The sequence below is a fragment of the Donghicola eburneus genome, assembly GCF_900115865.1.
GTDB classification, from domain to species: domain Bacteria; phylum Pseudomonadota; class Alphaproteobacteria; order Rhodobacterales; family Rhodobacteraceae; genus Donghicola; species Donghicola eburneus.
Genome location: NZ_FOXY01000005.1, coordinates 76,268 through 101,539, shown reverse-complemented (window position 1 = coordinate 101,539; position 25,272 = coordinate 76,268). Strand labels below are relative to the sequence as shown.

At 58.1% G+C, this 25,272-nt stretch carries 37 protein-coding genes; 18 read left to right on the top strand and 19 right to left on the bottom strand.

Features of this window, described 5'->3' with window-relative positions:
- Window positions 1-19 precede the first annotated feature (19 nt).
- The 10 genes from BM225_RS10250 to BM225_RS10205 form a co-directional block, all read right to left on the bottom strand.
- Entirely contained in the window at window positions 20-637 is a 618-nt protein-coding gene (locus BM225_RS10250) for a hypothetical protein (protein WP_092464287.1), read from the bottom strand.
- Window positions 634-936, bottom strand: coding sequence for a DUF4031 domain-containing protein (locus tag BM225_RS10245; RefSeq protein WP_092464285.1), 303 nt, complete (start codon window positions 934-936; stop codon window positions 634-636). Before BM225_RS10245 ends, BM225_RS10250 begins: the two co-directional genes overlap by 4 nt.
- 304 nt (window positions 937-1,240) lie before the next feature.
- Entirely contained in the window at window positions 1,241-1,630 is a 390-nt protein-coding gene (locus tag BM225_RS10240) for a hypothetical protein (RefSeq protein ID WP_092464283.1), read from the bottom strand.
- A complete protein-coding gene (locus BM225_RS10235) occupies window positions 1,627-1,917 on the bottom strand; it encodes a hypothetical protein (protein ID WP_143095366.1) in 291 nt (96 codons plus the stop codon). Before BM225_RS10235 ends, BM225_RS10240 begins: the two co-directional genes overlap by 4 nt.
- The gene (locus BM225_RS10230; RefSeq protein WP_092464279.1) at window positions 1,904-2,245 is read right to left on the bottom strand and encodes a hypothetical protein; all 342 of its coding nucleotides are present in this window, start codon (window positions 2,243-2,245) and stop codon (window positions 1,904-1,906) included. Before BM225_RS10230 ends, BM225_RS10235 begins: the two co-directional genes overlap by 14 nt.
- Window positions 2,242-2,775 (bottom strand): hypothetical protein, encoded by a 534-nt coding sequence (locus BM225_RS10225; RefSeq protein WP_092464277.1) that lies wholly within the window; start codon window positions 2,773-2,775, stop codon window positions 2,242-2,244. The genes BM225_RS10230 and BM225_RS10225 overlap by 4 nt, the downstream gene beginning before the upstream one ends.
- The gene (locus BM225_RS21570; RefSeq protein WP_143095365.1) at window positions 2,772-3,431 is read right to left on the bottom strand and encodes a hypothetical protein; all 660 of its coding nucleotides are present in this window, start codon (window positions 3,429-3,431) and stop codon (window positions 2,772-2,774) included. Before BM225_RS21570 ends, BM225_RS10225 begins: the two co-directional genes overlap by 4 nt.
- Window positions 3,428-3,868, bottom strand: a complete 441-nt coding sequence (locus BM225_RS10215) for a hypothetical protein (protein WP_092464273.1) — start codon at window positions 3,866-3,868, stop codon at window positions 3,428-3,430. The genes BM225_RS21570 and BM225_RS10215 overlap by 4 nt, the downstream gene beginning before the upstream one ends.
- Window positions 3,869-3,966: 98 nt before the next feature.
- Window positions 3,967-4,311: a hypothetical protein gene (locus BM225_RS10210; protein WP_092464271.1), complete on the bottom strand. Its 345-nt coding sequence runs from the start codon at window positions 4,309-4,311 to the stop codon at window positions 3,967-3,969.
- A 72-nt stretch (window positions 4,312-4,383) separates the two neighbouring features.
- On the bottom strand, window positions 4,384-4,599 hold the full coding sequence (locus BM225_RS10205) for a hypothetical protein (protein ID WP_092464269.1): 216 nt from the start codon (window positions 4,597-4,599) through the stop codon (window positions 4,384-4,386).
- A 26-nt stretch (window positions 4,600-4,625) separates the two neighbouring features.
- On the opposite strand from BM225_RS10205, the gene BM225_RS10200 reads away from it, so the two are divergent.
- The 3 genes from BM225_RS10200 (at window position 4,626) to BM225_RS10190 (ending at window position 5,833) form a co-directional block, all read left to right on the top strand.
- Window positions 4,626-5,075, top strand: a complete 450-nt coding sequence (locus BM225_RS10200; protein ID WP_177218602.1) for a helix-turn-helix domain-containing protein — start codon at window positions 4,626-4,628, stop codon at window positions 5,073-5,075.
- Between the two features lie 85 nt (window positions 5,076-5,160).
- Window positions 5,161-5,541, top strand: a complete 381-nt coding sequence (locus tag BM225_RS10195; protein WP_092464265.1) for an HIRAN domain-containing protein — start codon at window positions 5,161-5,163, stop codon at window positions 5,539-5,541.
- Between the two features lie 100 nt (window positions 5,542-5,641).
- Entirely contained in the window at window positions 5,642-5,833 is a 192-nt protein-coding gene (locus BM225_RS10190) for a hypothetical protein (protein WP_092464263.1), read from the top strand.
- Between the two features lie 9 nt (window positions 5,834-5,842).
- Here the strand turns inward: BM225_RS10190 and BM225_RS10185 are convergent, their stop codons facing one another.
- Window positions 5,843-6,112, bottom strand: a complete 270-nt coding sequence (locus BM225_RS10185; RefSeq protein WP_092464261.1) for a hypothetical protein — start codon at window positions 6,110-6,112, stop codon at window positions 5,843-5,845.
- Between the two features lie 65 nt (window positions 6,113-6,177).
- On the opposite strand from BM225_RS10185, the gene BM225_RS10180 reads away from it, so the two are divergent.
- The 10 genes from BM225_RS10180 to BM225_RS10135 all read left to right on the top strand — a co-directional run bounded on the left by BM225_RS10180 (window position 6,178) and on the right by BM225_RS10135 (window position 9,974).
- The gene (locus BM225_RS10180) at window positions 6,178-6,393 is read left to right on the top strand and encodes a hypothetical protein (protein ID WP_092464259.1); all 216 of its coding nucleotides are present in this window, start codon (window positions 6,178-6,180) and stop codon (window positions 6,391-6,393) included.
- On the top strand, window positions 6,390-6,749 hold the full coding sequence (locus tag BM225_RS10175; RefSeq protein ID WP_245780453.1) for a hypothetical protein: 360 nt from the start codon (window positions 6,390-6,392) through the stop codon (window positions 6,747-6,749). The genes BM225_RS10180 and BM225_RS10175 overlap by 4 nt, the downstream gene beginning before the upstream one ends.
- Window positions 6,749-7,141 (top strand): hypothetical protein, encoded by a 393-nt coding sequence (locus BM225_RS10170; RefSeq protein ID WP_092464257.1) that lies wholly within the window; start codon window positions 6,749-6,751, stop codon window positions 7,139-7,141. Before BM225_RS10175 ends, BM225_RS10170 begins: the two co-directional genes overlap by 1 nt.
- The gene (locus tag BM225_RS10165; RefSeq protein WP_092464256.1) at window positions 7,138-7,413 is read left to right on the top strand and encodes a hypothetical protein; all 276 of its coding nucleotides are present in this window, start codon (window positions 7,138-7,140) and stop codon (window positions 7,411-7,413) included. Before BM225_RS10170 ends, BM225_RS10165 begins: the two co-directional genes overlap by 4 nt.
- A gap of 17 nt (window positions 7,414-7,430) precedes the next feature.
- Window positions 7,431-7,850 carry a hypothetical protein gene (locus BM225_RS10160; protein WP_092464254.1) on the top strand — a complete coding sequence of 140 codons (420 nt, stop codon included), beginning with the start codon at window positions 7,431-7,433 and terminating at the stop codon, window positions 7,848-7,850.
- A gap of 37 nt (window positions 7,851-7,887) precedes the next feature.
- Complete coding sequence (locus BM225_RS10155) at window positions 7,888-8,898, top strand: DUF2303 family protein (RefSeq protein ID WP_092464252.1); 1,011 nt, start codon at window positions 7,888-7,890, stop codon at window positions 8,896-8,898.
- 52 nt (window positions 8,899-8,950) lie between these two features.
- Window positions 8,951-9,208 (top strand): hypothetical protein, encoded by a 258-nt coding sequence (locus tag BM225_RS10150; protein WP_143095363.1) that lies wholly within the window; start codon window positions 8,951-8,953, stop codon window positions 9,206-9,208.
- Window positions 9,201-9,452: a hypothetical protein gene (locus tag BM225_RS10145; protein ID WP_092464248.1), complete on the top strand. Its 252-nt coding sequence runs from the start codon at window positions 9,201-9,203 to the stop codon at window positions 9,450-9,452. Before BM225_RS10150 ends, BM225_RS10145 begins: the two co-directional genes overlap by 8 nt.
- Window positions 9,449-9,709, top strand: coding sequence for a pyocin activator PrtN family protein (locus tag BM225_RS10140; protein WP_092464246.1), 261 nt, complete (start codon window positions 9,449-9,451; stop codon window positions 9,707-9,709). Before BM225_RS10145 ends, BM225_RS10140 begins: the two co-directional genes overlap by 4 nt.
- Before the next feature lie 73 nt (window positions 9,710-9,782).
- Entirely contained in the window at window positions 9,783-9,974 is a 192-nt protein-coding gene (locus BM225_RS10135; protein WP_143095362.1) for a hypothetical protein, read from the top strand.
- Window positions 9,975-10,404: 430 nt separating this feature from the next.
- On the opposite strand, the gene BM225_RS10130 is transcribed toward BM225_RS10135, so the two are convergent.
- On the bottom strand, window positions 10,405-12,603 hold the full coding sequence (locus BM225_RS10130) for an NADP-dependent isocitrate dehydrogenase (protein ID WP_072706718.1): 2,199 nt from the start codon (window positions 12,601-12,603) through the stop codon (window positions 10,405-10,407).
- 188 nt (window positions 12,604-12,791) lie between these two features.
- A complete protein-coding gene (locus BM225_RS10125; RefSeq protein WP_072706719.1) occupies window positions 12,792-13,043 on the bottom strand; it encodes a WGR domain-containing protein in 252 nt (83 codons plus the stop codon).
- Between the two features lie 366 nt (window positions 13,044-13,409).
- Here BM225_RS10125 and nadA point away from each other — a divergent pair, with 366 nt between their 5' ends.
- Genes nadA through nadC form a run of 3 tightly spaced genes read left to right on the top strand, consistent with a single transcriptional unit; the run spans window position 13,410 to window position 16,869 of the window.
- On the top strand, window positions 13,410-14,453 hold the full coding sequence (nadA, locus tag BM225_RS10120) for a quinolinate synthase NadA (protein WP_420809851.1): 1,044 nt from the start codon (window positions 13,410-13,412) through the stop codon (window positions 14,451-14,453).
- 7 nt (window positions 14,454-14,460) lie between these two features.
- The gene (locus tag BM225_RS10115; protein ID WP_072706721.1) at window positions 14,461-16,020 is read left to right on the top strand and encodes an L-aspartate oxidase; all 1,560 of its coding nucleotides are present in this window, start codon (window positions 14,461-14,463) and stop codon (window positions 16,018-16,020) included.
- Between the two features lie 3 nt (window positions 16,021-16,023).
- A complete protein-coding gene (nadC, locus tag BM225_RS10110) occupies window positions 16,024-16,869 on the top strand; it encodes a carboxylating nicotinate-nucleotide diphosphorylase (protein ID WP_072706722.1) in 846 nt (281 codons plus the stop codon).
- On the opposite strand, the gene BM225_RS10105 is transcribed toward nadC, so the two are convergent.
- The 5 genes from BM225_RS10105 to BM225_RS10085 all read right to left on the bottom strand — a co-directional run bounded on the left by BM225_RS10105 (window position 16,852) and on the right by BM225_RS10085 (window position 20,347).
- Window positions 16,852-17,607: an SH3 domain-containing protein gene (locus tag BM225_RS10105; RefSeq protein WP_092464242.1), complete on the bottom strand. Its 756-nt coding sequence runs from the start codon at window positions 17,605-17,607 to the stop codon at window positions 16,852-16,854. The two genes, nadC and BM225_RS10105, sit on opposite strands and share 18 nt — an antisense overlap.
- A complete protein-coding gene (locus BM225_RS10100) occupies window positions 17,604-18,344 on the bottom strand; it encodes a hypothetical protein (RefSeq protein WP_072706724.1) in 741 nt (246 codons plus the stop codon). Before BM225_RS10100 ends, BM225_RS10105 begins: the two co-directional genes overlap by 4 nt.
- A gap of 33 nt (window positions 18,345-18,377) precedes the next feature.
- On the bottom strand, window positions 18,378-18,719 hold the full coding sequence (locus tag BM225_RS10095) for a hypothetical protein (protein WP_072706725.1): 342 nt from the start codon (window positions 18,717-18,719) through the stop codon (window positions 18,378-18,380).
- 132 nt (window positions 18,720-18,851) lie between these two features.
- Complete coding sequence (locus BM225_RS10090) at window positions 18,852-19,868, bottom strand: CsgG/HfaB family protein (protein WP_177218601.1); 1,017 nt, start codon at window positions 19,866-19,868, stop codon at window positions 18,852-18,854.
- Between the two features lie 23 nt (window positions 19,869-19,891).
- Window positions 19,892-20,347, bottom strand: coding sequence for a curli assembly protein CsgF (locus BM225_RS10085; protein ID WP_072706727.1), 456 nt, complete (start codon window positions 20,345-20,347; stop codon window positions 19,892-19,894).
- Between the two features lie 400 nt (window positions 20,348-20,747).
- Here BM225_RS10085 and BM225_RS10080 point away from each other — a divergent pair, with 400 nt between their 5' ends.
- A complete protein-coding gene (locus tag BM225_RS10080) occupies window positions 20,748-22,553 on the top strand; it encodes a beta strand repeat-containing protein (RefSeq protein WP_072706728.1) in 1,806 nt (601 codons plus the stop codon).
- Window positions 22,554-22,614: 61 nt separating this feature from the next.
- Here BM225_RS10080 and BM225_RS10075 read toward each other — a convergent pair whose 3' ends face one another.
- Entirely contained in the window at window positions 22,615-23,505 is an 891-nt protein-coding gene (locus tag BM225_RS10075; protein ID WP_177218600.1) for a LysR family transcriptional regulator, read from the bottom strand.
- 111 nt (window positions 23,506-23,616) lie between these two features.
- Between BM225_RS10075 and BM225_RS10070 the strand changes: the two genes are divergently transcribed.
- The gene (locus tag BM225_RS10070) at window positions 23,617-25,236 is read left to right on the top strand and encodes a GMC family oxidoreductase (RefSeq protein ID WP_177218599.1); all 1,620 of its coding nucleotides are present in this window, start codon (window positions 23,617-23,619) and stop codon (window positions 25,234-25,236) included.
- Window positions 25,237-25,272 lie beyond the last annotated feature (36 nt).

Genomic DNA, 25,272 nt, shown 5'->3' with positions numbered 1-25,272 from the left:
GGAAGGTTTGGGGAAGAAATCAATGACGCGATGACAGGTCATTCAACGCCTCTTTCACGCGCTTCAGCGTGGCACTGCCACCCGGATACTGGGCTTCGATCCAGTCGCTGATGTCATTCACCCGCTCTTCCATGTCCGCAATGCGCGCCGCACCCGGAATGGCCTTCAGGTGATTGATGATGGTGCCAAGCCGCTTGCGCATCCGTTCATCGGCATTCTTGGCGTCATTGCGCTTCTTGGACCCCAAGGCGTCCATGGCCACTTCGGTGACCACTGGATGGGCCAAGCGCACCTGACCGCTGTCGCAGTGAACGCGGTGCCAACCATGCAGGGGCGACACATCCCGGCTGTTCAACTCTCGCCACCGGGCGGGCGGGATGCGCAAGAGAAAGGCCAGCGCATCATCATCGCAGGGCAACGTGCCGATGGGTGTTTCATCCTGCGCCAGAAAGAACAGTTCCATGCCGAACCAACCGACTTCAGGGTCGGCATAGCCAAAACGGCGAAACTCACTGCCGCGCCAACGTTTCAGGTTCCACGGCACAAAGAAATGCGAGTCCAAGCGTTCGCTGGATGAAATCGGATAGATGTCGATGTCATCTGCATCGACCAAGTGAAGGGCATTCGCCTGTGTCATGACACACCGCCTTCCCGGCAGGTCACGCACTCAGGATCGAAAGACTTGCCATAGCGCTTCCGCATCAGCATGCCCAGATCACGGCGCTTGACCTCGACCGCACCCGCAGCGACGGCCAGCCGCCGCTTGGACATGGCAATGTCGAAGTGTTCCATATGAGAACCGGGCTTCTGAAGCCACTTCCGCGCCACGCCGATCCGGTCAGCCATCGCCAGCAATTCTTCGGAACTGTCAGCCATCATGTGGCACATCTTCATCCGGCCAAAGGATGCCATCATGTCATCTACATAAACCGCCATCACCGCCCCCTTTGCTTGAAGCAACGGTCACACCGATCACCGTCTGAATATCGGTTCGGAACCCACTCATGGCCCCGCAGCCAGCACCCAATCTTTGCCCGGAACAGAAAATTCCGCCATGCCGTCCAAAGCCAAGCGTCATCGTTCCAGCGCCAGTAGCGCCCCGGTCCCGCTCCGACACAGATTTCATAGCGAAGAGGATTCAAGACCTCCCCCCAAGTGATGTATCTGCGGGGAACATCAGCATGCTGGATGTGCCAGACCTGCAGCCACTTACGGTCCAAGACCAAGTGTTCTGGACAATTCATGATTTACCCCTTTCTGCAGCGCGGGCTTGCCGATCTGCCAACCATGCGGATTGCACTTGGCTAACATGCCGCCGTGCTGCGCGGGTCAGATCGCGGATGCCCGCGTCATGTTGTTCATATTTGCCCATGCGCCAGATCAGCGCTGACAGGGCCATGCGATGGCCCCACTTGCGCAACTCTGCCGTGCCTGCGCGCTCACAGGCGGTGCAGCAGTAAATCTGCCAGCTGCGGCGCGGCTCAAACGCTGCCCCACAGGATGGGTTGAAGCAGATACCGCCCCGCCACGGGCTGGATGCTGCCAATTCCTGATGCGCGAAAGACCGGAAGTCTTCCGGCTCACTATGCCGTGTCACGGCATTTGCGGTTGCGGGTAGCAGCGGGGTCATAGCGCAAAAGCCCCTTCCTGCGCCTCTACATGCGTTTCTGCAAGATGATGGCGAACGCCCCACAGAACCCATGCGCCATCGACGCCAGCCAAGGCGCAGGCCATGAAGAAATCACGGGTGCCAAACCAGCGGCGCGCTGCGGATATTTCAGCGGGCCGATCAGTCATCTTGGGCGACACAGCCAGCTGAAATTGCTCTTCGACCACCGCACACCAAAGCGCCCGGCAGGCGCGCGGGTCGATGTGGTGCTCTTCGATCTGGTTGCGGTCCATGTTAGCGAAGGTCATGTGGCACCCCCAACTGCATGGTTCCCTTGCCCTCGCGCCGAATGACCATGCCTTCGCGGAAGACGGTGATCGGCAGGCCGATCTGGCAATCGAACAGAACAAAAAGAAACCGGCCATCGGCCAAACGGCAAACAAAGATGCGCCGCCCCTTGCGGTTCACGCGGGCGACGGGGCGCAGCAACTTCCAGTCCTGTGCATGCAGCGCATAGGCCAGCGCGCGCCATAGTGTCAGGGCATCCAGCCCCCTCCCAAACCGCTCTTCCAGCCGTTCGGCAAAATGATTGAAGATCCGGCGCTGGCTTTCGGCATTGGCGGTGATCGCATTCATAGCGCACCCCCTTCATAGGCCCGGCATTCGGAATCCCAGAACAGAACCGCGACCGCTTCACCGCAGCCCAACTCATCAGCTTCACCCAGACACCAGTCCTGAACTTCGGGCCAGCCGTTGCGCCGCGCCTCTTGCGGTGCGCGCAGCTGAACAAACAGAACCGCGTCAATGCGGTCGATCAGCTTCAGGCAACGCTGTTCGAATTCACTCAGATCGCAGGCCAAGCCCATTCGGGTCAGCACGTCGCCTTCCAAAGACGCATGATCAGCAACCAAATCGCCACCAACAGCCTTAAAGGGCTGCGACAGATCACCCACCACGAATTCAGCAGCGTCATGGGTCACAGCCGCCCGCAACAACGCCAGCGAATGGTCAGGAAACAGAGTGATGACCAGCATGGCGCAACGGCCTTGATGCGCACAGTTGAAATCATCCGCACCGGACAAAGCCGCATTCATATGCCAACGACGGGCAAAGCCCGATGCCCACAGATGAAGCGGGCGCGCCAGCCCTGTCGAATACCCAGTCATGCCACCACCTGACTGCGCAAATGTTGACCATCTGTATCTGATGGCATCAATATGGTGTGGTCGGGCAAGCCGTCCCAAACTCGCCCGACCAGTTGCGCCACCCACTGACTTCCCAAAGCGGCGGCACAAAAGCCCACTACGCAGTACGCGCGGCAGGCAAACAAAAAGCAGTGTCCCCAATGACGAGAAAAAAAGAAGCGATAAGCATGGACGTTAATGAGGCTATTCAAACCCTCTTCGACCAAGTTGCGCGGCTTAACGATTTTCGGCGCGTTCAAAACCAGATGATCTACGAACTTTGTCGCGCCTTCATCACCGTAAACAACGCAGACCCCGAAAGCCTGATCCAAGTGATTAAAGGCTGCTGCGACACCAATGACCTGCATCCCCACTGCGCCGTGTTTGTCGAAAGCCTGACCAAAACAATAGAAAACGAATTCATCGCCAAAAGTGACGCTGAAGATCGCCCCAAACTGCGCCTTGTCACTGACGCCGATGCAGCTGAAGACCGCGATCCACAAGCAGACTGATTGTCTTGGACTGAACGCCCGACAAGCACCAAATGACGAAGACGATTGCTGCGGTCTGCAAGCATTCCCAAAGCACGTAGGCCATAGTGATTTCCCTTTTTCCAGTTGTGCAGCGCCATCCATCATCCCTGCACCTCCGCCGCATCAATGATGTCGGTCAGCACCTGACGCGCGGCACGCATATGGGCGATGACTTCTGCGCGCTCTTCTGCGGTCAAAGCCTCACCACCGGGGCTTAGGTGCGAAAACGCTCGGATCAGCGCCGAATGCGCCTGACCGCTGGCCAGCGTGCTTTGCGCCGCCAGTTCCTTCAGACATCCGGCCCGCACACCTTCACGGCCCGTGCGCTCGAACATGCGATTGGTCAACGGGAAAGCCCCGACAAAGTCTTCGACCGCGATTGCCGCATCGACCGTCACACCGATCTGGCCGGAACACATCTTGCTGACCGTGCCCTTGCAGCCCACGCCATAGCGGGCTTCCAGCACCGCCGCGACCGCCTCGACACCGCCAGCACGGCGAACAAGACCATCGAAAATGCCGCGTGTTACCGGGTCAGCCATGGAAAACCTCTTTGGCAGATGCGGGCGGCAAAGCGTTGCCAAACGCGATGCCGCCCATCACCATCGCGGCACCACACCGAGCGATGGAGATATGAATGTCAGACCAATCCACGCACACGATCCTCTGCGGTCATTGCAAAACGCCGGTAAGCCTCAAGGTCGAAGACGATATTGAGACCGAGACCTACGGTTGCGCCGCCTGTGACAACTGGGCGGAACGCGATGAAGTCCTGAAAATCGCGGGCGAACATGCTGCCGAAGTCATGCAACGCGCACTGAACGACCGGATGCGAAAGGCCGCGCAGGGCAGCAAGGCGCTCAAATTCACGGCGAAGCCAGTGCCAAGACGCCAGTATCGTTTCATCACTGACCTTTGAACGCGACAGCGCGTCAAAAAAGGCGTCCAGATCGGGCGCGGCGGTGATGTCTTGTGCCTCACACATGGGAAACCTCGTTTCCTTTGCCGATCACGCACCGGGCGCGACAATCGGGATATGAGACAGCAAGCCAAACCATCATTCCGCCGCCACCTGATCTGCTCCCGCAGGCGCAGGGTTTTCGGCCATGTATTGGCGGATTTTGTTGGCGTCCCGGTTCAGCGCATCCAAGCGGCGCTGGTGTCGCGCCACATAGCGGCTGTCATTCAGCGCCCGAACACAGACCGTGGACGGTTTCAGGCCCGTCGCGCGGCAGTAGTCTTCAAGTTCTTCAAGGATCGTTTCATGGGTCATGCCCCCATTTATTGGACAATTGGCCAATGGTGTCAATGGACAACCATCCAATTCCAGTTGGATCATGGGCCAATTATACTGCCGACATGATCAGCAACGACTTTCCCAGCTTTCTGGAAGCCCTTAACAGACACCTTGACGAGTGGTCTGAAGACATCACCACGCTTGCGCTTCGCGCTGGCGTAAAAAGAGACGCCCTTTACAAAGTGAAATATGGCAAGACCCGAACTCCAAGCGTCGAAATAGCTGTCAAGGTCGCCCACGCCTACGGCAAGTCCGTCGAGGAGTTTATGGGGCTTTCCCCTGCGCAGGTCCGCGACCAACTGGCGGAACAGATCGCCCGGATGACACCGCAAGAGCAAGCGATACTGGAAGCGTCTTTAACTGCAATTCTCTCTCAGCGCGCCGATGACGGTCAGGCAGCGCCGCAAGGTGCAGAGACAACAAAACCGCCTGCCGATCCGAAAGGCGACTGATCAATGCGCTGTTGCTGAAACCTTTGCGAGAATCGATCATAACGAGAACATTAACAGAACATCGCAATTATTAAAGGAAAAATTGATGACGAACAGCATACCAGATATAGGGCATGAACCGGACTTATACGTCCAGATTGAGGGCGATGGGGAGTTTGAATTTGAGATTGTTGGCGAATCCCACTACCAATCAGCGCTTGCAGTGATTTGCGGTGGCAAAACCGAGAATGGGCACCAGCGTTATTGCGTAGCCTACCTGATACCAGAGCCTGACAACCCCTATGACCCAAACGCAATTCTTGTAGAGATAAACGGTTTGCAAGTTGGCTACATCGACAAGCATTCGGCACCGCGGATGTCGAAGGCTATGAATGGGAAGACGGTCACGATTGATGCGGTGATCGTAGGGGGATGGGTAAGAAATGACGGCAGCGAAGGGCACTTTGGGGTAAAGCTGGACCTTTAAGCCCCCACCGCTACCACCAGCTTTGGACAACTATCCAATATTGTATTGACATTGGATAGTTGTCCAATCTAGTTTCGGCCTCACCTAGTCGGAGGCCAACATGCGTTTTCATACCCCCAGCACACCACAGCGACAGGCAGACGCCCTGTCAGTGGTCAGCAACCCCAAGCCACACCACCGCCCCAGCCTGCTCTTGCTGGCATGGGCCACGCTGAAGGCCGAACGCGGCCAAACCGTCTGCCAGCGCCGCCTTCAGGCCAAGCCACTCCAAGCAGATCAGCAGGTCGCGTGATGGCTGGTTCTACTGCCCCATGCCGTCTGGGCGTGCAGCAGCAGCCTGCACAACCTTCATTAGATCCTGCGCCAGCAATTCCGCTTGTTGGGGCGTCAAAACGATTTGCACTGCATCAGGTTTGCGCTCGTTTTTCAGTGCCGCCTGCAGATGTTCTTCACTTTGAACAAACTCAATTCGCAGGCCACATGCCATTCCAAATGGCACAAACGGGGTCCAGCCAATGACTGGGCGCAGCACAATATTTCCGTCTGGCGATTTCTCAAAATCAACGCTCATTTCTATCTCCAATGATGATCGCCCGATCAGCCTAGTGGCGTGGACCCGAATTGAGGAGTCGCGCAATGTCTGATCTGCCCCAATTCGCCCGCTTCTGGATGGTGTGCCGGAAACCGACCGGCCCGCAATCCAAGACCGAACCGCGCGCCCGCTATTCATCCTTCGATGAAGCGCTGGCCGCAGCCCAGAAACTCGCCAAGGAAAACGACGCCCAGTTCCACGTTCTTGAAACCGTGGCCACGGCGCGCCCTGGCGATGCCATGCAGGAGTCGCTGCTATGACCACCCATCTGCTGAATGACCGCCTGACCGCCTTCCTGTTGAACCTCGAATGCCTCGACAGCGCAGGCCAGAAAGATGCGTTCATGAATGAAGTGATGGAAAACGGCGGCAGCTATGTGCCGCCTGCCGACGCAGCGCAGTCCAGCCATCTGTTCGAAATCGCCCTGCATGGCGTGAACGCCTATGGCGCGTCAGAGGAAGAGGCGATCCGCAACTGGACCAAAGCCGCCAAAGCTGTTGCGCCGCTGATCGAAGATGACGGTTTCATCACCGTGCATCCGCCTTTCCCGAATCCGCGCAACCATGGCGAAGAAATTGCCAACGCCCGCGCGGCGGCTGGCCAAGGCGCGCGCTGATGCTTGCGCGCCACGACATCACTACAACCGGCAATCGCCTGTTTGCCGGTCACTGGGCCGGGCGCGGTCTGCTCGACGTGCCCGGCCTTCTTTCCCTGCTTCGTCGCGGGCGTCAGGGGATCGCCCCCGCCGGGGCGCGCGCTGCATCTGCCATCACTCACGATAACCAGCAGCGCGCGCCCAAACTGGTGCCCGATCCTATGGCCGACAACACCCCGACATTTCATTGCCCGCTGTGGCCGGACTGCGGATGCCCAGGCGGAACCATGCGCCCGGAATGCCCCGGCCTGAAATCGCGCAAGCTGAAAGACCGGCTTTGGTTCTGGGCGCAGATGCCCGTGGCAGCAGCGAAAGCGTTCATCTGGTTCTTGGGCTTTGGTCGATTGCTATGACCGCCAGCACCCGCCAACGCTTTGATGACATGGACCCGGCCCAACAGGCAGGTATCCTGTGCAATGACCCACGCTTTCAGCAGTTCGCCGCGATCCGCTGCGGATTTCCCGGCGGGCAATTCAGCAGTGAAGCGGCCGCCGAATACGTCCGCGACATCTGCAAGATCAACAGCCGACGCCAGCTGACGCAAAACCCCGACGCTGAAACCCGTTTTCAAGCCATGCGCACCGACTTCGACGCATGGACCGGCAAAATCGCAACCCCACGATAGAAAGGACCACGCCCGTGATGGCCAAGAAAAAGCAACCCGCAGAAGAAAATCAAATCGAAGAACACGATCCTTTCGCCATTCGTAACGTCGAACAGCTGCTGACCCTCTTTGATGGCGGCGAATTCCTCTCCCAGTTCATAGCGGATCACCGCGACTTGCTGCAGCAGATGCAGAACCACAATGAAGAATATGGTCACAAGGGCGCGAAAGGCTCTTTCACCCTGAATGTGTCTTATGAACTGAGCGGCGCAGGTGATCTGGGCATGCGCGCGCAGGCCGATTTTAAAGCGCCGAAGAAACCCGCCAGCCAAGCTGCCGCCTATGTGGACGGTCAGGGGCAAATGACCCTCTACAGCCCGATGATGAAGCGCATGCACAGCGGTGTGCGCGATGTCACCCCGCATGACCCGAAAACCGGCGAAGTGCGCGACGTTTAACCCCGAAAACCAACCCTAAACCCAAAAGGAGCTGACCATGTCAGACAAGACAGACACCGCCGCCCTGCGGCACGAAAACCCGGCAGAAACCATGCGCGATGTCATGGCCACCTTGGGCAGCGCCGAATGCATCGCAGATCCGGTCGTTCAGGAAGGCGGCACCCCATTCAATTCGCCCCATCTGGTCAGCCTGCCGGAAAAGCGCCGCATTGAAGATGTCACCAGCAAGCACCGTGATGCGGCTGAATACTTCAAGCCCGCCCGCCGCAAAGGCACCGCCCGCTTTGCCGATCTGCAAAGCATCATCGCATGGGCCAACCGGTTCAAGGGCGACACGTCAGCCCTGTTTGCCAACCCCGATATGTCGGCCCCGACGCTGACCTGCATTGCAGACTATCACGCTGCTGGCGCGGTCGACGTGACCACAGCCACAGGCGATGCCAGCGCGCGCCACTGCCACCACCGGGCCATCTATGACTTCCCCCTGTCGGAAGAATGGAAGGCATGGATGGGCGTGTCAGGTGAACCGCTCAAGAAAGACAATCTAGGCGAATTCATCGAAGCACAGGCCAAAGACATCATGGACCCTTCGCCCGCCATCCTGAAAGGCGGTGTCAGCGACAAGAACCAGCCATGGGAAAACCGCCTGATCGAAACCGCCCAGAAGATCGAAGGGCGCTATGGCCAGCTGACCCAGCTGCTGGCGATGTCCAAGCAGTTTCAGGTGCATGAAACCAGCAACCTGACGGTGAAGACCAACCGGGACAGCGGCGAACAGGAAATCCAGTTTGTCAATGAACACAAAGCCCCGGACGGCAAGCCACTGCAGATCCCGAACCTGATCATCATCGCCATCCCCGTCTTCATGGGAGGCGCCCTTTACCGGATGCCCGTGCGCTTCCGCTATCGCAAGCAGGGCGGCGAAGTGCGGTTCATCCTGTCGATCTACAACCCCGAAAAGGCGTTCGAAGCCGCCTTTAAGGAAGCGGTCGAAGCGGCAACCACCGAAACCGATCTGCCCACATTCATGGGCACCCCCGAAAGCTGATTTCTCTTTCTGGTCCCCGCCAACGGGGGCCAGCGACGGAAAACAGGAAGACATGATGCCGATCTACCCTGACAAATCTGAACCATTCAACTGCGCAATTTGCCATCGCGCACAGCCACCATGCTGGGAAAGCCCTCAGCTTACGGCGCGCGCGCCGCTGTGCTGGCACTGCGAACAGGAATTTGGAGTTGGAACCTATGGCGACGCCAACCCAGATCGGCGGGTCATCAAGCAATTAAGCGCGCTGATTTCAGCAATCGAGATTGATGCTTACCGCATCAAAATTGGGGAAAGACCGATCTATGGCTGAACGCGACTATGTTTCAACGCCCGTATCTGACGAACTCAGCCTTAAAGACACCATCGCCGGTTTGTCACAGGACTTAAAGGATCTGCGCGCGGGCAAAATCAGCCCTGCCGAAGCCCATGCGCGCGCGGCTCTCGCCAAACAAATCTGGAACGGCGCGCGCATTTATTTGCAGGCCATCAAAACAATTCAGCAGGCCGCAAAACCCGTCGATGGAATCGAAAACAAATCAGAGGCTGGAAGATGAACACCGCATTCCTTCTGATGGCCAAATACAACGGCACACCGATCATCCCGGCGCAGCAGGTGTGCGATGACTTCTTTCCGCATCTGACGCTGGTGAAGTTCCTGCGCAAGATCAGCGACGGACAGATCCCGCTGCCTGTGGTGCGCATCGAAGACAGCCAAAAGAGCGCCAAGGGCGTTCACCTGCAGGACTTGGCCGACTACCTCGACGCGCGCCGCAGCGAAGCACAGCGCGAATTTCAGAAGATGTATGGGTGAAGCCATGCTGTGCAAAGCATGTGGCAGCTATCGAACGGGACCATGTGAAGACTGCGTCGACGGCGAATGCACAATGAACTGCGGTCCGGCGGCAGTGGATGTCAGGGGCATCTTTGACGCTGCAGACGCCGAATTCGAAGCTGCGGACAAACACGCCCTAACCACCCCAGATGAAGCCAGAGCGATGCGCGCCGCCGTGCGCGGCATGATGGTCAGAATGGGGCTTTACAGCCTTTGGCTGCATTGCAGAAGCGACACTGAATAGCTGCTTTGCCGATTTCAGAACAACTTTTAGAACAACATCAGCCGGAACAACAAGGCAAGTTATTGATTTTTATAGGATGATTTCCGAACGCTTTCCCATCCATCATCGGGGCCACGCTCAGGCGGGCGGCGCGGCGAAGGGTCTCGGTCTGCTGCGTCATGGCGTAAAGCCCCTGAATACGGCCCACAAACGGGGCTGGTGAAGCAAAACGGTGAAATAGCGCGGTTTTGCTATTTTGAAAAGCCTAGCGCTCTTGCGAAGTTTTTGGATGTCTACGTATGTGAGGGGCCCTATGCGAGATTGCATGGAGCGAAGGCTAGACGGCAGAGAACCCGATGCGTATTGGGTTAACTTCGAGGCACAACTTACTGATATAAAATAAATAAGCGGACCAGAGGCCCGCTTATTCAAAATCGTATGGACAGCTGAATTAGCCGATGATGGCGTTCAGGGTCGCGCTCGGGCGCATGATAGCTGCAACCTTGTCTGCATCCAGCAGGTAGTAGCCGCCCAAGTCGCCGGGCTTGCCGTCGACTTCGCCAATCTCGGCCAGGATGGCCTCTTCTTTATCGGCGAGTTCCTTGGCGATCGGAGCGAACGCTGCTGCCAGCTCTGCATCGTCTGTCTGAGCGGCCAGAGCCTCTGCCCAGTACTTGGCGAAGTAGTAGTGGCTGCCACGGTTGTCGAGCTGACCAACACGGCCCTTGGGCGATTTGTCGTTTTCCAGAACCTTCTGGGTTGCGACTTCAACCGCATCCCCCAGAACACCCGCTTTCGCATCGCCCTTGCCCGCGAGGAACTTGAACGATTCACCCAGAGCGCAGAACTCGCCAAGGCTGTCCCAACGCAAATGACTCTCTTCGATGACCTGCTGAACGTGCTTGGGCGCAGTACCGCCCGCGCCGGTTTCGAACAGACCACCGCCCTGCATCAGCGAGACGATCGACAGCATCTTGGCCGAGGTGCCCAGTTCCAGAATGGGGAACAGGTCGGTCAGGTAGTCGCGCAGAACGTTACCGGTGATGGTGACCACGTCTTTGCCCTGAACCATGTTCTCCAGAGTGAAGCGGGTTGCTTCGCGGGGTGCCATGATCGGGATTTCGATGCCGGCTTCTTTCAGCGCGGGCTCGACGTATTTGATCAGCTCTGCATCGTGGGCCCGGTTTGCGTCCAGCCAGAAGGCTGCCAGACCGGTCGCTTTGGTGCGGTTGATGCCCAGTTTGATCCAGTCGAGGATCGGCAGCTTCTTTGCGGTGCACGAACGCCAGATGTCGCCGGTTTCCACCTTGTGCTCGAGGATGACCTCGCCGCTGTCCAGAACGATCTGAACGGTGCCGGGGGCGTCCATTTCAAAGGTAGTGGGGTGCGAGCCGTACTCTTCGGCTTTCTGAGCCATCAGACCGCAGTTCGACACAGCGCCACAGGTGGTGACGTCCAGCTTGCCGTTCTGTTTAAAGAACTCGATGGTCTCGTCATATACACCGGCGTAGCAGTTGTCGGGGATGCAGCACTTGGTCGGTGCAGGCTCGCCGTCGGGGCCCCAGCCGATGCCGCCAGCGCGGATCACTGCAGGCATCGAAGCGTCGATGATCACGTCCGAGGACACGTGCAGGTTGGTGATGCCCTTGTCCGAGTTCACCATGTACATGTCGGGCTTGGCGGCCATGGCAGCTTTGTAGTCCGCTTCCAGCTCTGCGTTGCCTGCGATCTTGGCTTCCAGATCACCCAGACCCTGGTTCGGGTTGAAGCCCAGTTCTTTCAGTTTGTCGCCATGCTTGGCGATGAAGTCTTCCAGATAGCCTTTGACGAAGTGACCAAAGATGATGGGGTCCGAGACCTTCATCATGGTCGCTTTCAGGTGCACCGAGAACAGAACGCCCGGCTCCATCGACGCGATTTCCTGTTTGACGAAGGCGCTCAGAGCGGACGCCGACAGGAAGGTCGCGTCAACGATGGTGCCCTCTTCGTAGGACAGACCGTCCTTCAGAACTTTGGTGCTGCCGTCTTCGCCGGTAAAGACGATCTTTGCGCCACCCGCCTGATCAGCGGTGATGGTGGTCGCCTTTTCATTGGCGTAGAAGTCGTTGCCGTCCATGGACGCAACGTGGGTTTTGCTGTCTGCCGACCAGTCGCCCATGCGGTGGGGGTTGGCTTTGGCGTATTCTTTGACCGCTTTGGCCGAACGACGGTCAGAGTTACCCTCGCGCAGAACGGGGTTCACGGCAGAGCCTTTGATCCCGTCGTAGCGCTTCTGGATATCTTTCTCTTCGTCGGTTTGGGGATCGTAGGGGTAGCTGGGAACAGCGTAGCCCTTGTCCTGCAATTCTTTGATCGCGGCGTTCAGCTGCGGCATCGAGGCCGAGATGTTCGGCAGCTTGATGACGTTGGCATCGGGAGTCTTCACCAGTTCACCCAGACCGGCCAGATCGTCGGCGATCTTCTGCTCTTCGGTCAGGTATTCGGGGAACACGGCCAGAATACGGCCCGCCACCGAGATGTTCCGGGTTTCGACGCTAATGTCGGCCTTGCCCGCAAACGAGCGGATGATCGGCAGCAGCGATGCACTGGCCAGCTCGGGCGCTTCGTCAACGATGGTATAAATGATGTCGGGGGTATCGCTTTTTGTCATGGCTTCGTTTCTCCGAAATCTGACGCCGTGGGCGACGTGCAGTATGCGCGCCGCTTAGTCGCCTCTGCCTTAGATCGGACGCGGCACCAAGTCAATGTGTGCCATTGTATACCGAAACGAAAAACGCCAAAAATTCACCGTTTGCCCCCAATTTAACAGGCAACAGCGGCAGGAAGTCGCGGATGATTTCAGAATAGATGCAATTGCACGGGGATCGGCGCGTAGCCCTTGCGGCAGGTTTCGCGCTTCATTTGTTCGATCGCCTCATAGGCCTCTTGCCAGCTGCTGACATATTCAACGCTTTGCTGCGCGCCTTGCGACCCGATGCGTCCCGTCTCGCGTTGCACAAACCATTCTCCAAAGAGCGTCTGCCCCGAGGAAATCACGCAATACCGGCGCTGGCGGCGGATATGATTGACCTTTTCAAGACGAATGTGCACGGCACTGTACCAAATGGATGGAACGGGTGACGTTCTATATGACCCTGTCCGATTGATTTGCCTAGATATTCTTTGTTCACTTTTGCGAATTCCACAGCGTCATCGGCGGATTTGCATCACACTTGAGCATGGGGAATGACGCACCTAGAACAATCATAGGTGGTATTTCGCGTCATAATTCCTACATATTTTAGGGTGATGGGCGGTGAAACTGGCGCCGCCGACATTGACCCCGCAGGAAACACCTGTAGAAGAAGGCCTCGTTTTATCTCGCCTGCCGGTAAAGGAATGGCGCCGGCCCGCATCCGCCAGACAGAACGACTGGCCCCGGGTCACGCGCACTAGGAGGATCCTAAAGTGCTCGATATGAACACCGTCCGCTCGGAGTTGTCCGAGATCTACGACCTGCGTCCCTCGGCCGAGCTGGCAGAGAGTCTATCGGACATCTACAAGAAGATGGACCGCGTGGTCACACCGCCGGACTTCCTTCAGGCCGCGCCCTACATCAAGGCGATCAACGACCTGAAGCGCGAGCGCAACGCGGTCATTCTGGCACACAACTACATGACGCCGGACATTTTCCACGGAATCTCGGACGTTGTCGGCGACAGCCTGCAGCTGGCGATCGAGGCCGCGAAGGTCGAAGCCGACGTGATCGTTCAGGGCGGCGTGCACTTCATGGCCGAGACCTCGAAAATTCTGTCGCCCCAGAAAACCGTGCTGATGCCCGACATGGAGGCTGGCTGCTCGCTGGCCGAAAGCATCACCCCCGCTGGCATCGAAGAGATGCGGAAACAGTTCCCCGGTGCGCCCGTGGTCACCTATGTGAACACCACCGCCGAGGTGAAGGCCGCATCGGACATCTGCTGCACCAGCTCGAACGCGATCCAGATCGTCGAGGCATTGGAGGCGGACACCGTCATCATGACCCCCGACCAGTATCTGGCGCAGAACGTGGCCCAGAAGGTCAAGAACAAGCGCATCGTCTGGTGGGAAGGCTCGTGCATCGTCCACGAGCAGTACACCGCGCAGGACATCAACGAATTCCGCGAATGGAATCCCGGCACTGTGGTCATCGCGCACCCCGAATGCCCGCCCTCGGTGGTCGAGGCATCGGACTTTAGTGGTTCGACCAGTGGGATCATCAAATACGTCACTGACAACAAGCCTGAAAAGGCGATGCTGGTGACAGAATGCTCGATGGCCTCGAACATCGCGGATTCGTTGCCCGAGGTCGATTTCGTCGGCCCCTGCAACATGTGCCCCTACATGAAGATGATCACTCTGGAAAAAGTGCTCTGGAGCCTGCACACCATGACCACACAGATCGAAGTTGATCCTGCGGTGGCCGAAGGGGCGCGCGTTGCTGTCCAGCGCATGATCGACATGTCCAAGAAACTGGGGCTCTGATCCTATCATGACCAGTGCAACCACCGATCGGGTGGTGATCGTAGGGGCCGGCCTCGGCGCGCTTTATGCGGCGCTGACCATTGCGCCCTACCCCGTGCTGATGATCTCGCCCGAGATTTTGGGCGAAGGGGCGAGTTCCGCGTGGGCTCAAGGCGGCGTGGCGGCGGCGATGGACGACCGTGACACCCCCGAAGACCACGCCCGTGATACCGTGTTGGCGGGCGCAGGCACCGTTGATGCCCATGTCGCGACCGCTGTCTGCGACGAGGCGCGCGAGCATATCCTGAACCTGACAACCCTTGGCACGCCGTTCGACCGGACGGACGATGGCGGGTATGTCATGAGCCGCGAGGCTGCCCACAGCTTTGCGCGCGTCGTGCGCGTACGCGGCGACCAAGCGGGTGCCGAAATCATGAAGGCATTGATTGCCACGGTTCGGGAGACCCCATCGGTGCAGGTGCTCGAAGGGCACCTAGCGACAGGGCTGGAAGTCGTGGATGGCCGCGTGACTGGCGTCTGGGTCTCTCAATCCGGTGACGAGCGTGCAGCGCCGGTGCTGGTGCAGGGCGCGGCGCATCTGTTGGCGGGTGGCGGCTCTGGCGGGCTGTACAAACTGACCACGAACCCGCCCCGCATTCGCGGACAGGTGATCGGTATGGCCGCCCGCGCGGGTGCCGAGATTGCCGATGCGGAGTTTGTCCAATTCCACCCCACCGCGATTGCGTGCGGCGAGGACCCTGCCCCCTTGGCCACCGAAGCCCTGCGCGGCGAAGGGGCGATCCTGATCAACAAACTGGGTAAGCGCTTTATGGAGCGCCTGCACCCCGACGCCGAACTCGCGCCCCGTGATATCGTAGCTCGCGGCATCTATGCGCAGACCCAAGCGGGCTACGAACCCGCGCTGGACACCCGCGAGGCCATCGGCCCCGAGATCATGACCCAGTACCCCGCCGTGGCCGAAGCCTGCTTGCGGTCTGGCATTGATCCTGTCACCCAGCCGATCCCCGTTGCTGCTGCGGCCCACTACCATATGGGCGGGATCAAGGTAGATGACGAAGGGCGCGCGTCCTTGGACGGGCTCTGGTGCTGCGGTGAATGTGCCTCGACCGGATTGCACGGCGCGAACCGTTTGGCGTCCAATGGCCTGCTCGAGGCTTTGGTTTACGCCCGCCGTGCGGCCACATCGATCATGGCAGGCCTTGGCGACGCGGCTCCGGCACCCGAAGTGCTGGTGGAAACCCAAGGTTCTATCGCCGCCCCACGCGAGGATCTTGTGGCGGACCTGCGCCAAATCATGACCGACAAGGTTGGGGTCGTCCGCAATGGCGCAGACCTGAAGGACGCGCTGGCGCGCATCTATCTGATCGAGTTCAGCCAGCCGAACTGCGACGCCTTAAAAAACATGACTGCGACCGCAACGCTGATTGCCGCCGCCGCATTGAAGCGCGAGGAAAGCCGTGGAGCGCATTTCCGCTCTGACTTCCCGCAGACCAACCCGACCGGCGAGAGGTCCGTGATGACACTGGCCGAGGCCATGGATATCCGCGCCCGCTATGCCAAGGAGTAAGCGATGAATTCCCCCCTGCCCGATCTGGTTCTGGAACCCGTGATCCGCAACGCGCTGGCCGAGGACCTTGGCACCTATGGCGACATCACCACGCGCACGGTGATCCCAGCGGATGTGACCTATACCGCACGGCTGAACGCGCGCGAGGCTGGCGTCGTCTCTGGCATGCAGATCGCGCGGATAGCGTTCCATCTGGTGGACCCCGCGCTGAAAATCGAAACGCTGATTGCGGACGGCCAGCCCTGCGCCAAAGACGACGTGCTGATGACCATCGAAGGCAGCGCCGCGAGCATTCTGTCGGGCGAACGGGTCGCTTTGAACTTTGCGGGCCGTCTGACTGGCATCGCAACGATGACCGCGAGTTATGTGGCCGAGACCGAGGGCACTGATTGCCGCATCACCTGCACGCGCAAGACCACACCCGGTCTACGTCTGGTGGAAAAGCAAGCGGTCCTGCACGGCGGCGGTTTCAACCACCGCTTCAGCCTGTCCGACGCCATCCTGATCAAGGACAATCACATCGCCGCAGCGGGCGGCATTTCCCCTGTGCTTGAAGCTGTCAAAGCCCAAGCCAGCCACATGATGCGGGTCGAGATCGAAGTCGACACGCTGGAGCAGCTGGAACAGGTGCTGGAGATCGGCGGCGCGGATGTCGTGCTGCTGGACAACATGGACACTCCGACTCTGGAGAAAGCCGTGGCCATGAACGCGGGCAAGCTGGTGCTGGAAGCGTCGGGCAACATGACGTTGCCCCGCGTGGCAGAGGTCGCGGCAACGGGAGTGCATTACATCAGCTCGGGCGCCCTGACCCATTCGGCGAAAACCCTGGACCTAGGGTTGGACTTCTAAGACCGGCCCTTCGGTCGCTAGTTCGAATGTTGTCACGGCCCATTTCTGTTGGCGCAACCCGTTGCGGGCCAACCATCCTACTGTGCCGTCCACATCGACTTTGCACCAGATGCCATCGCTCGCTGTCAGGCATTCGAACGCAGACACCTGTGTCAGTCTATCCAAAACAAGTGCGACTGGAGCGTCCCGTCTAGGCTGATTGCGCAGGTTCAGCCGTGCTGCTGTTGTCAGTGGCACGGTGGCGTCGGCCTTTGCTGCCAAGAGTTGGGCGACATCGGTCTTGTCAGAACAATCGGCTGTATAGCCGACATAGAGGCAGCTTTGATTTCGGATGGCCTGCTGCAGTGTGATGACGAAACCACTGGGCTGACGCCGTTCAAGGATCAGACTTCGTCCCGAAGCAAGGTCGTCGCCAGTCATGCGGGTTTGATTGCCACCCAGAACACCAAGAGTGCGCTGATCTTCGGTTAAGAGAACGATCTGCCCATCGGCAATCCCCCAAGCCCCAAGCAAATCCAAACCAGCGCCGCAACTCTTAGAGCGGGCAACAAACACATTTCCAAGCGTCTCAGTCGTCACGTCAATTTCGCAGACACCACCGCTTTGGGCGCGCACTCGGTCAAAAGAATACCACTCGCCGGAGAAAGCCGAAATCAGATCACTCAGTGTCTGCCCCTGCGCGAAACTGCTGCAAACTGTCAGAACCGCGGCCAGTGCCGCAGTGCGAAACCCCTTCATGAGCCGTTTCCGTTTCCGTTCCCGTTGCCATTATTGCCGCCAGTGTTGCCGTTGTTCCCGTTGCCGTTTCCGTTGTTTCCGTTCCCGTTGCCATTGCCAATATTTCCGTTGCCGTTCCCGTTGCCCCAAAGATTGCGCTGGGTGACCGAAATATCGCGATTTAAAGTGAAGATGCGCACGGGAGCGCCTGGGTTATACAGGCCATTCCCCTCCATCGTATAGCTGACGTAGCTATTGTAGGCTTCGACTTCGAGCCGCCCGTTCAGATCCGTACCGGTTTGTGTGAGGGACGCGGTTGCGTTGTCTCCTACCGCAATGAGGGTTCCAGTGAGCTGGCTTCCTTCTTGGATCAGAGTACCTTCGAGGTTCACCCCGCTCAGACTGATTGTTCCGCTGTTTTGGGTACCTGTCTGCTCTAACCGAGCATTCGCACCGTCGTAGGCTAGAATAACACCTTGGTTTCCGACAATATTCTGCGTCGCCTGCGATAGTGCGACTTGCGACCCTGCCCCTTCCACCACGATTTGGGCGGCATTTGCAAAGCCATCTTGCACCAAAGGCGCGTCTTCTCTGCCCAACTCGGAATACAGCGAGTTAGACTGGTCCACCTCGATCCGGTTTCCCTCGGCATCGCCTTGGGTCGGAGTGTTCTGAAGCAGATAGAGCTTGTTCCCGTCAGCAACAGCAGACAGGGGCGCGCACAAAAGACCGGTTAACAGAAGTGTCGTGTGTTTCATGCACCTCATGACGATCTCCGAGGTGAAAAGGTTTCAATGCCCCTGAAACAAAACCAGTGAATTGCCGGATCCGGCTTGGTGTATACTGGCGACATCGCCGACCGAAGTCTGCTCAATCAGAATATGACAGTCCGAACCAGAGACCGTCAGATTGGCCTCGTGCCCAGAACCCGTTTGGCGCAATTCAATGTCGTTGTGCGTCCCAGTCACCGACAGTTCGGCAATGAGCGGACGGACAAAGAGTGACGGGTCTTCAAGCGGGGTCCCGATCTGCAACTGACTGACTTGGATCCTGTTCGCACCTGCCTCGGCAGCCCCCAGAGGGACACCAAAAACAAGAGCGATCAGACAGATATGTTTCAGGAAGTGATGCATGGCTCAGACAAGGAAATGTTCTTTTCTTTCCTTCAAGTGCCATGATGTGACGTAGGGTAACAGGCCTCCTTTCCGTGAATTCTATATGTCTTTCGCCCCCCTCGAAACTGAAGGGTGGCACCGTTTGATATCCTAGCCCAAAACCTCGTCCGACGATGGATCAACGGGAGGGGCGACCCCTTCGTTTGGACGTGTGGTGATCGGAGCGGAAACCTCATCGGGTTCAGGTTTTGCGGGGACGGTTCGCGGGATGAACAGGCTCCGCTTGGTCTGAGCAGACACCGGTTCGACTGGCGTTGCGCCCTGCCCGTACTTCTCACGACGATAAGCCTCTAGGAACGCTTTCCCGCCATCTGGGTCGGCAAACGCCCACAGCCCGACATCCACCCCTTCTGCGATCAGGGTCAGCACAGCCTTTTGTACCGCCGCCTCAATCGCGACCTGCTTGGGTTCGTTCATGGCGACACCCAGTTCGCTTTCCAGAATTTCGTCCAACGCCACATAGCGGAACACATTCCCCTGCGTTGAAATCGACGCGATCGGCTTACGGATCATGACTGCGGCCAGAACCTCGCCAGAGCCAGTGGACACCGCACGCAAGCTCACCGTGACCACGTCCAGTTTGTATCTGCGGTTTGCACCAATCCCAAGGTACTGCGCCCCGATGCCCCCAGACACGATATTCGAGTCATAGCCCACAATCGCGCCTTGGATCATGATTCCGGCGTGGTCCATTGGCCCCAGTGCAGCGGGATCAACCTCTGTCTCGCCACGGTAGATACGGCGCATTTCCGTAACGATCTGGCGTTCTTTGAGAAGACTATCCAATGCGGCGCGATCCAAAACACTGAACCAACGACGCCCTCCGGCTTCGACCAGAGATTTAATCAAGATGTCGGCGGCACCCTGCGTGACCGCGCGGGACAGGTTCTGACCTGTCGATGTCTCTTTGCACTGACCACTTAGGTCGGGCATTTCAAACACCGACACCGTCATCTTTCGCGCTGGCGCGGGCACATTCAAAAGCGCCTTCGACTGGTCCGTTGTTTGACTCTGCTCAGCTTCAAATTTCGCATTATCCAGATCACGGTAGAGCCCCGGAAGGTTCGCATCGCACGCCGATAGGCTTAGCGCGGCTACTCCAGCCACTGCGGTTCTGACCAACCACCCCATCAGTTTACGACCAGCTGGGGCACCGAGATCTCGGTCACAGTACCCTCGACCGTATCCGTGAGCGTCAAGTCGATCGAGTCGACCCCGCGATCAAAAGTGATTTCTGTAGTGCCGAACACCACCTTGCCGCTTTCCTGCGGGTCATCCCCAAAAATGGCCTCGACCACTTCGCTGGACAGGGACGATAAGAGTCGGCTCTGAAGCTGTCGGGCAAAAAGCTCTGCCTGCGAGAGCCCGGTCGAAGCACTGCTGAACGAACTAGAGGACCGAGGCGCCTCGTAGTCCGATGCCGTCGCATTCCGCTGCGCATTCGCGATAGACAGAAGATGCCCAGAATTCAGGGGGCTGCCCCCAAAGCTCGGGTTCACTGGCTGATAGACTAAGTCCTGCGACGCCGCGTGTCCTGCCGCAAACGACAGCGCTGTGACGAGTACCAGAGTGATTCGATCTGCCATGTGCCTGCCTGCTTTTCGGGGACGATTGTTTTGGAAATACTATTTACAGACATTTTAACAAGTTGCACCCATAAATTAATTACAGTCTCTAGTAGAATTTACCCACTCGTTAAGACGTAATTACACACCAAGGTATCAATATTATATCCGTTCGGGTGTCACCAAATCTCCATAGTGGGTGCATGTGTAAACTATTAATTACACTTTTGGGGTTCCACGACTCACATTCGAGATTATGAAGGTGGCACAATACTTGCGACACTCTCCAGTCGTTGGTGTGTGTGAAAAGATAAATAAAATCTATGGTATGGCTGCGAAGCTTTACGGGCGCAGTGGCGGTAACGGGTGCATCTGCACACAACAAAAAGCAAGTCGAACCACTCACTGATCGGAATACAAAATGAAAGTTAAAGCCCTTCTCATCAATTCTGCATCGATTGCGGTTATCTCGTCGTCAGTCGCTGCGCAGGATGTGAACAATGCCGCGCTACTTGATCAATTTGGCGATGACAACACAGCCACTATCACGCAAGAAGGCGGCCTGAATACGGTAGGCCTGATCGCGAATGAAGAAGAAAACGATATCTACGCAATTCAGAATGGCACCCTGAACACTTTGACCGTGACACAGGGCGGCAACAGCAATAGCGTCGGCACCGTCGGGACTGGCTTTCAGCAAATTGGCGACCGCAACTCGACCACCATCACACAGAACCAGAACAGCAACGTTGTTCAGTCGATCACGCAGACCGGCGTGAGCGGGTCCACTGCGAGCCAGAACGCGATTTCAATCACTCAGGGCTCGGCCAACAACACCACACCCGCTGAGTCTGCGAACATTGTGACCTCGATCCAACAGAGTAACACTCTGAGTGGTGATGCTAACTCGATCACAATCAACCAGAGCCGGCAAGACGGCGGAGCAGTGTCTGGCATCGCAAGCGCCAACCGCATCGGCCAAGACGGTGAAGTGATCACCCAAGAAGGGTCTGCAAATACCATATCGCTGTCTCAGACCGGCATGGCAAACCTGATCACAACCGTGACCCAAGGCGGCGGGACTGGAAACTCTGCCACGATCTCGCAAAACAACTCTGGTTCGGCTGGTGCGGTAAACGGAAACACCGCAGGCCTGGTACAGAACGGCAACAGTAACGCCCTTTCGATTACCATAACTGGTGATGGCAACGGCAACGGTGGTCTGACCGCACGCTTCGCATCCGGAATTTCCGCAACAAGCAGCATCATCTCGCAGACAGGAGATCAGAACGAAGCTTGGTGGAATGCGAACGGCAACGACAACCAGTTCGGCATCCTGCAAAACGGCGCGGGCAACGTTACTGGCATGACAATGATCACCGGCGACAACAACCAGACGGCCTTTGTCCAGGACGGTGACGCGAACACGATCACGGCTGTCACGATCATGAACGACAACGTCGATCTCGGTGCAAGCCAGACAGGCAACAACAACGATATCAGTATCGGCACCCTGAGCGGCGACTCGAATGCGCTTCAGTTGATCCAGATTGGTAACGCGAACGCCATGGTTTTCGATGTTGAAGGCGCCTCGAACACACTGCGTGCACAGCAAGGTGTTGCAGGAGCGGACCCAGCGCAAACTGGCAACAGTATCATCGTGGGCATTGCCGGCCAGAGCAACAGCACCGATTACGACGGTGACATGACCAATGATGACAACGGCCTGTTCCAAGCTGGGCTGGACAACAAGTTGACCCTTGAGGTCACTGGCAACAGCAACTTGTTCAAAACCTCGCAGTCCGGCAACGAAAACGAAGCAACCATCACCCTGACTGGCGGCTCGAACACACTGGCCCTGTCGCAAATGGCAGCCGAAGGCGAGGTAATGGGCAAAAACCAGTACGAGATCACCATTACAGGTGCATCAAACGACGTGGTCAGCATCCAGACCGGCAATGCCAACACTCTGGACGCGGCAATCACTGGTTCCAGCAACATTTTTAACACCACTCAGCTTGGCGCGAGCAACCTGATGGACCTGAAGATCAACGACAACAACGGCGCCTACAACCTGACCCAAAACGGTACCAGCAACATCTTGATTGGCAAAGTCAAAGGAACCGGCAACGATTCACAGAATGTGACCGTTGATCAGATTGGCAATTACAACGTCGCCAAACTGAGCCAGCAGGGCAAAAGAAACACAGTCAAAATCAAGCAGTAAGGAACCTCCCCCGAGTGCTTGAAAAGAGGCGCCGCCCTGAATTTCAGGGCGGCGTTTGTATTCATTGATAGACAAAGGGCACCTCACTGATCCGCACCGCATCCACGATAAAATCGGCCACACGCCGTATGCGCTGTAGGTCGCGAAACTCTTCGGGATAGAGCAGCCAATAGCGGCGGTTGAACTGCACCTCGTCGGTCAAGAGGGGCACCAGCTCTGTTTGATGCGCCATGAAGCATGGCAGCACCCCCAGCCCCGCCCCTGCGCGCACCGCGTCAAGCTGCGCTTTGACTGTTGCGGCCTTGTAGACCGTCTGCAGTTGCGGATGGATCAGGCGGTTGAAGTCCAGCTCGCCAGTATAGAGCAGGTCGTCGATGTATCCGACAAAGGGGTAATTGGTCAGCCCCTCGACCGATTTGGGCGGATTGGCCAAGAGCGCAGGCGCACCGTAAAGCCTTAGGTCATAATCTACCAACTTGCGCATGATCAGACGGCCGGTTTGCGGGCGATCCAGACTGATCGCAATGTCGACATCCCGCTTCCACAGCTTGTGGGTGCGCGGGACAGGGACCAGTTCCACCCGCAGCCCTGGATTATCACGCAGGATCTTCGGCAGAATGTGCGACAGAACGGCGTTCCCGAAACCATCCGGGGCGCCAACACGGACAACACCCGACAATTCCTCGGACGCTCCACGCCCCAAACGATCCCCCAGCGCCAGTGCGTTCCGCTCCATCTCGCGCGCGTGGGCGAGCATGTGCTCACCAGTTTCGGTCAGCAGCATGCCTTCGTCGCTACGCTCGAAGACAGGGGTGCCGATGGCGCGCTCAAGCCGCTCGATGTGGCGGGCCACAGTGGTGTGGCTGACGCCAAGCCGTCGGGCCGCCAAGGTCATGCGCCCTGCCCGCTCAGTCTCCAAGAAATAGCGGATGTCTTCCCAATCGAACTGCATCATTACCTCTGCACGTTTTTCGACATGCATTGTGCAAAACCGTTCATTTCCCGTCCAGCCAATAACGGCAATAGTTGCACCAAGGACAGATGGTACCGGGGAGGATGCGCCATGTTTGAATTGGGGACTTATGATTATGTGATCGTCGGGGCTGGCTCGGCGGGCTGCGTTCTGGCCAACAGGCTCAGCGAAGACCCCACCAAGTCGGTGCTGCTGCTCGAGGCGGGCGGCCACGACAAATACCATTGGATCCACATCCCTGTTGGCTATCTCTATTGCATCGGCAACCCGCGCACGGATTGGGGGTATAAGACCGCCGCCTGTGAGGGCCTAAATGGCCGCGAGCTGCTCTACCCTCGGGGCAAAGTGCTGGGGGGCTGCTCGTCCATCAACGGCATGCTCTACCTGCGCGGCCAAGCGGCCGACTATGACGGCTGGCGCCAGATGGGTCTGACTGGTTGGGGCTGGGACGATGTCCTGCCCTATTTCATCAAGTCCGAAGATTACTATGGCGGCGCAAACGAACACCACGGCGCGGGCGGTGAGTGGCGCGTCGAAGAGCAACGCCTGAAGTGGGACATCCTAGAGGCGTGGAAGGACGCCGCCGTCGAAGCTGGCATCCCCGAGACCCCTGATTTCAACACTGGCGACAACTTTGGCGTCGGGTATTTCAAGGTCAACCAGAAGGCAGGCTGGCGTTGGAGCACGTCAAAAGGGTTCCTGCGGCCCGCCAGTAACCGTCCGAACCTGCGGGTCGTCACCCATGCACAGGCCGAAACACTTACCTTTGATGGCATGCGCGCCAGCGGCGTGAAACTGCGGGTCCAAGGCGCCCCTGCCCGTGCCACCGCACGCGGCGAAGTCATCCTGAGCGCTGGCGCAATCAACTCTCCTCAACTGCTGCAACTGTCCGGCATTGGTCCCGGCGCGCTTCTGCAAGAACACGGGATCGACGTCCGGCTCGACGCTCCTGATGTGGGGGGCAACCTGCAAGACCATCTGCAAATCCGCTGCGCCTACAAGGTGCACGGGGCCAAGACCTTGAATACCATGGCGAACACCCTCTTTGGCAAAGGCATGATCGGCCTCGAATACCTGCTGAAACGCTCCGGCCCGATGTCCATGGCGCCGAGCCAGCTGGCAGCCTTTGCGTATTCCAGCCCCGATGTGGCGACGCCCGATCTGGAGTACCACGTTCAGCCAGTGACTCTCGAAGCGTTCGGCCAAGCGCCCCACGACTTCCCCGCCATCACTGCGAGCGTCTGTCATCTGCGTCCCGAAAGCCGTGGTCATGTGCATATAACCGCGCCCGACGCGCTGACCCCGCCGGAAATTCAACCCAACTATCTGTCAACCGAAGGCGATCGCATCGTCGCGGCCAATGCCATCAAGTTGACCCGCCAGATTATGAGCCAACCCACCATGGCGCAGTTCTCGCCCGAAGAGTTCAAGCCAGGTCCGCAATACCAGACCGACGCGGAACTCGCCGAAGGCGCGGGCAACATCGCTTCGACCATCTTCCATCCCGTGGGCACCGCGCGCATGGGAACGGATGACCGCGCTGTAGTCGACAATGCCTGCCGGGTCAGAGGTATTCAGGGGCTGCGCGTGGTTGACGCCTCGGTCATGCCGACGATCACCTCGGGCAACACAAACTCGCCAACCATCATGATCGCAGAAAAGGCGGCCGACATGATCAAGGCCGACGCGAAATCTCTCCAGCCCGCCTGACGCATACCCGAAGGATAGCTGTATATCCCGAGGTAT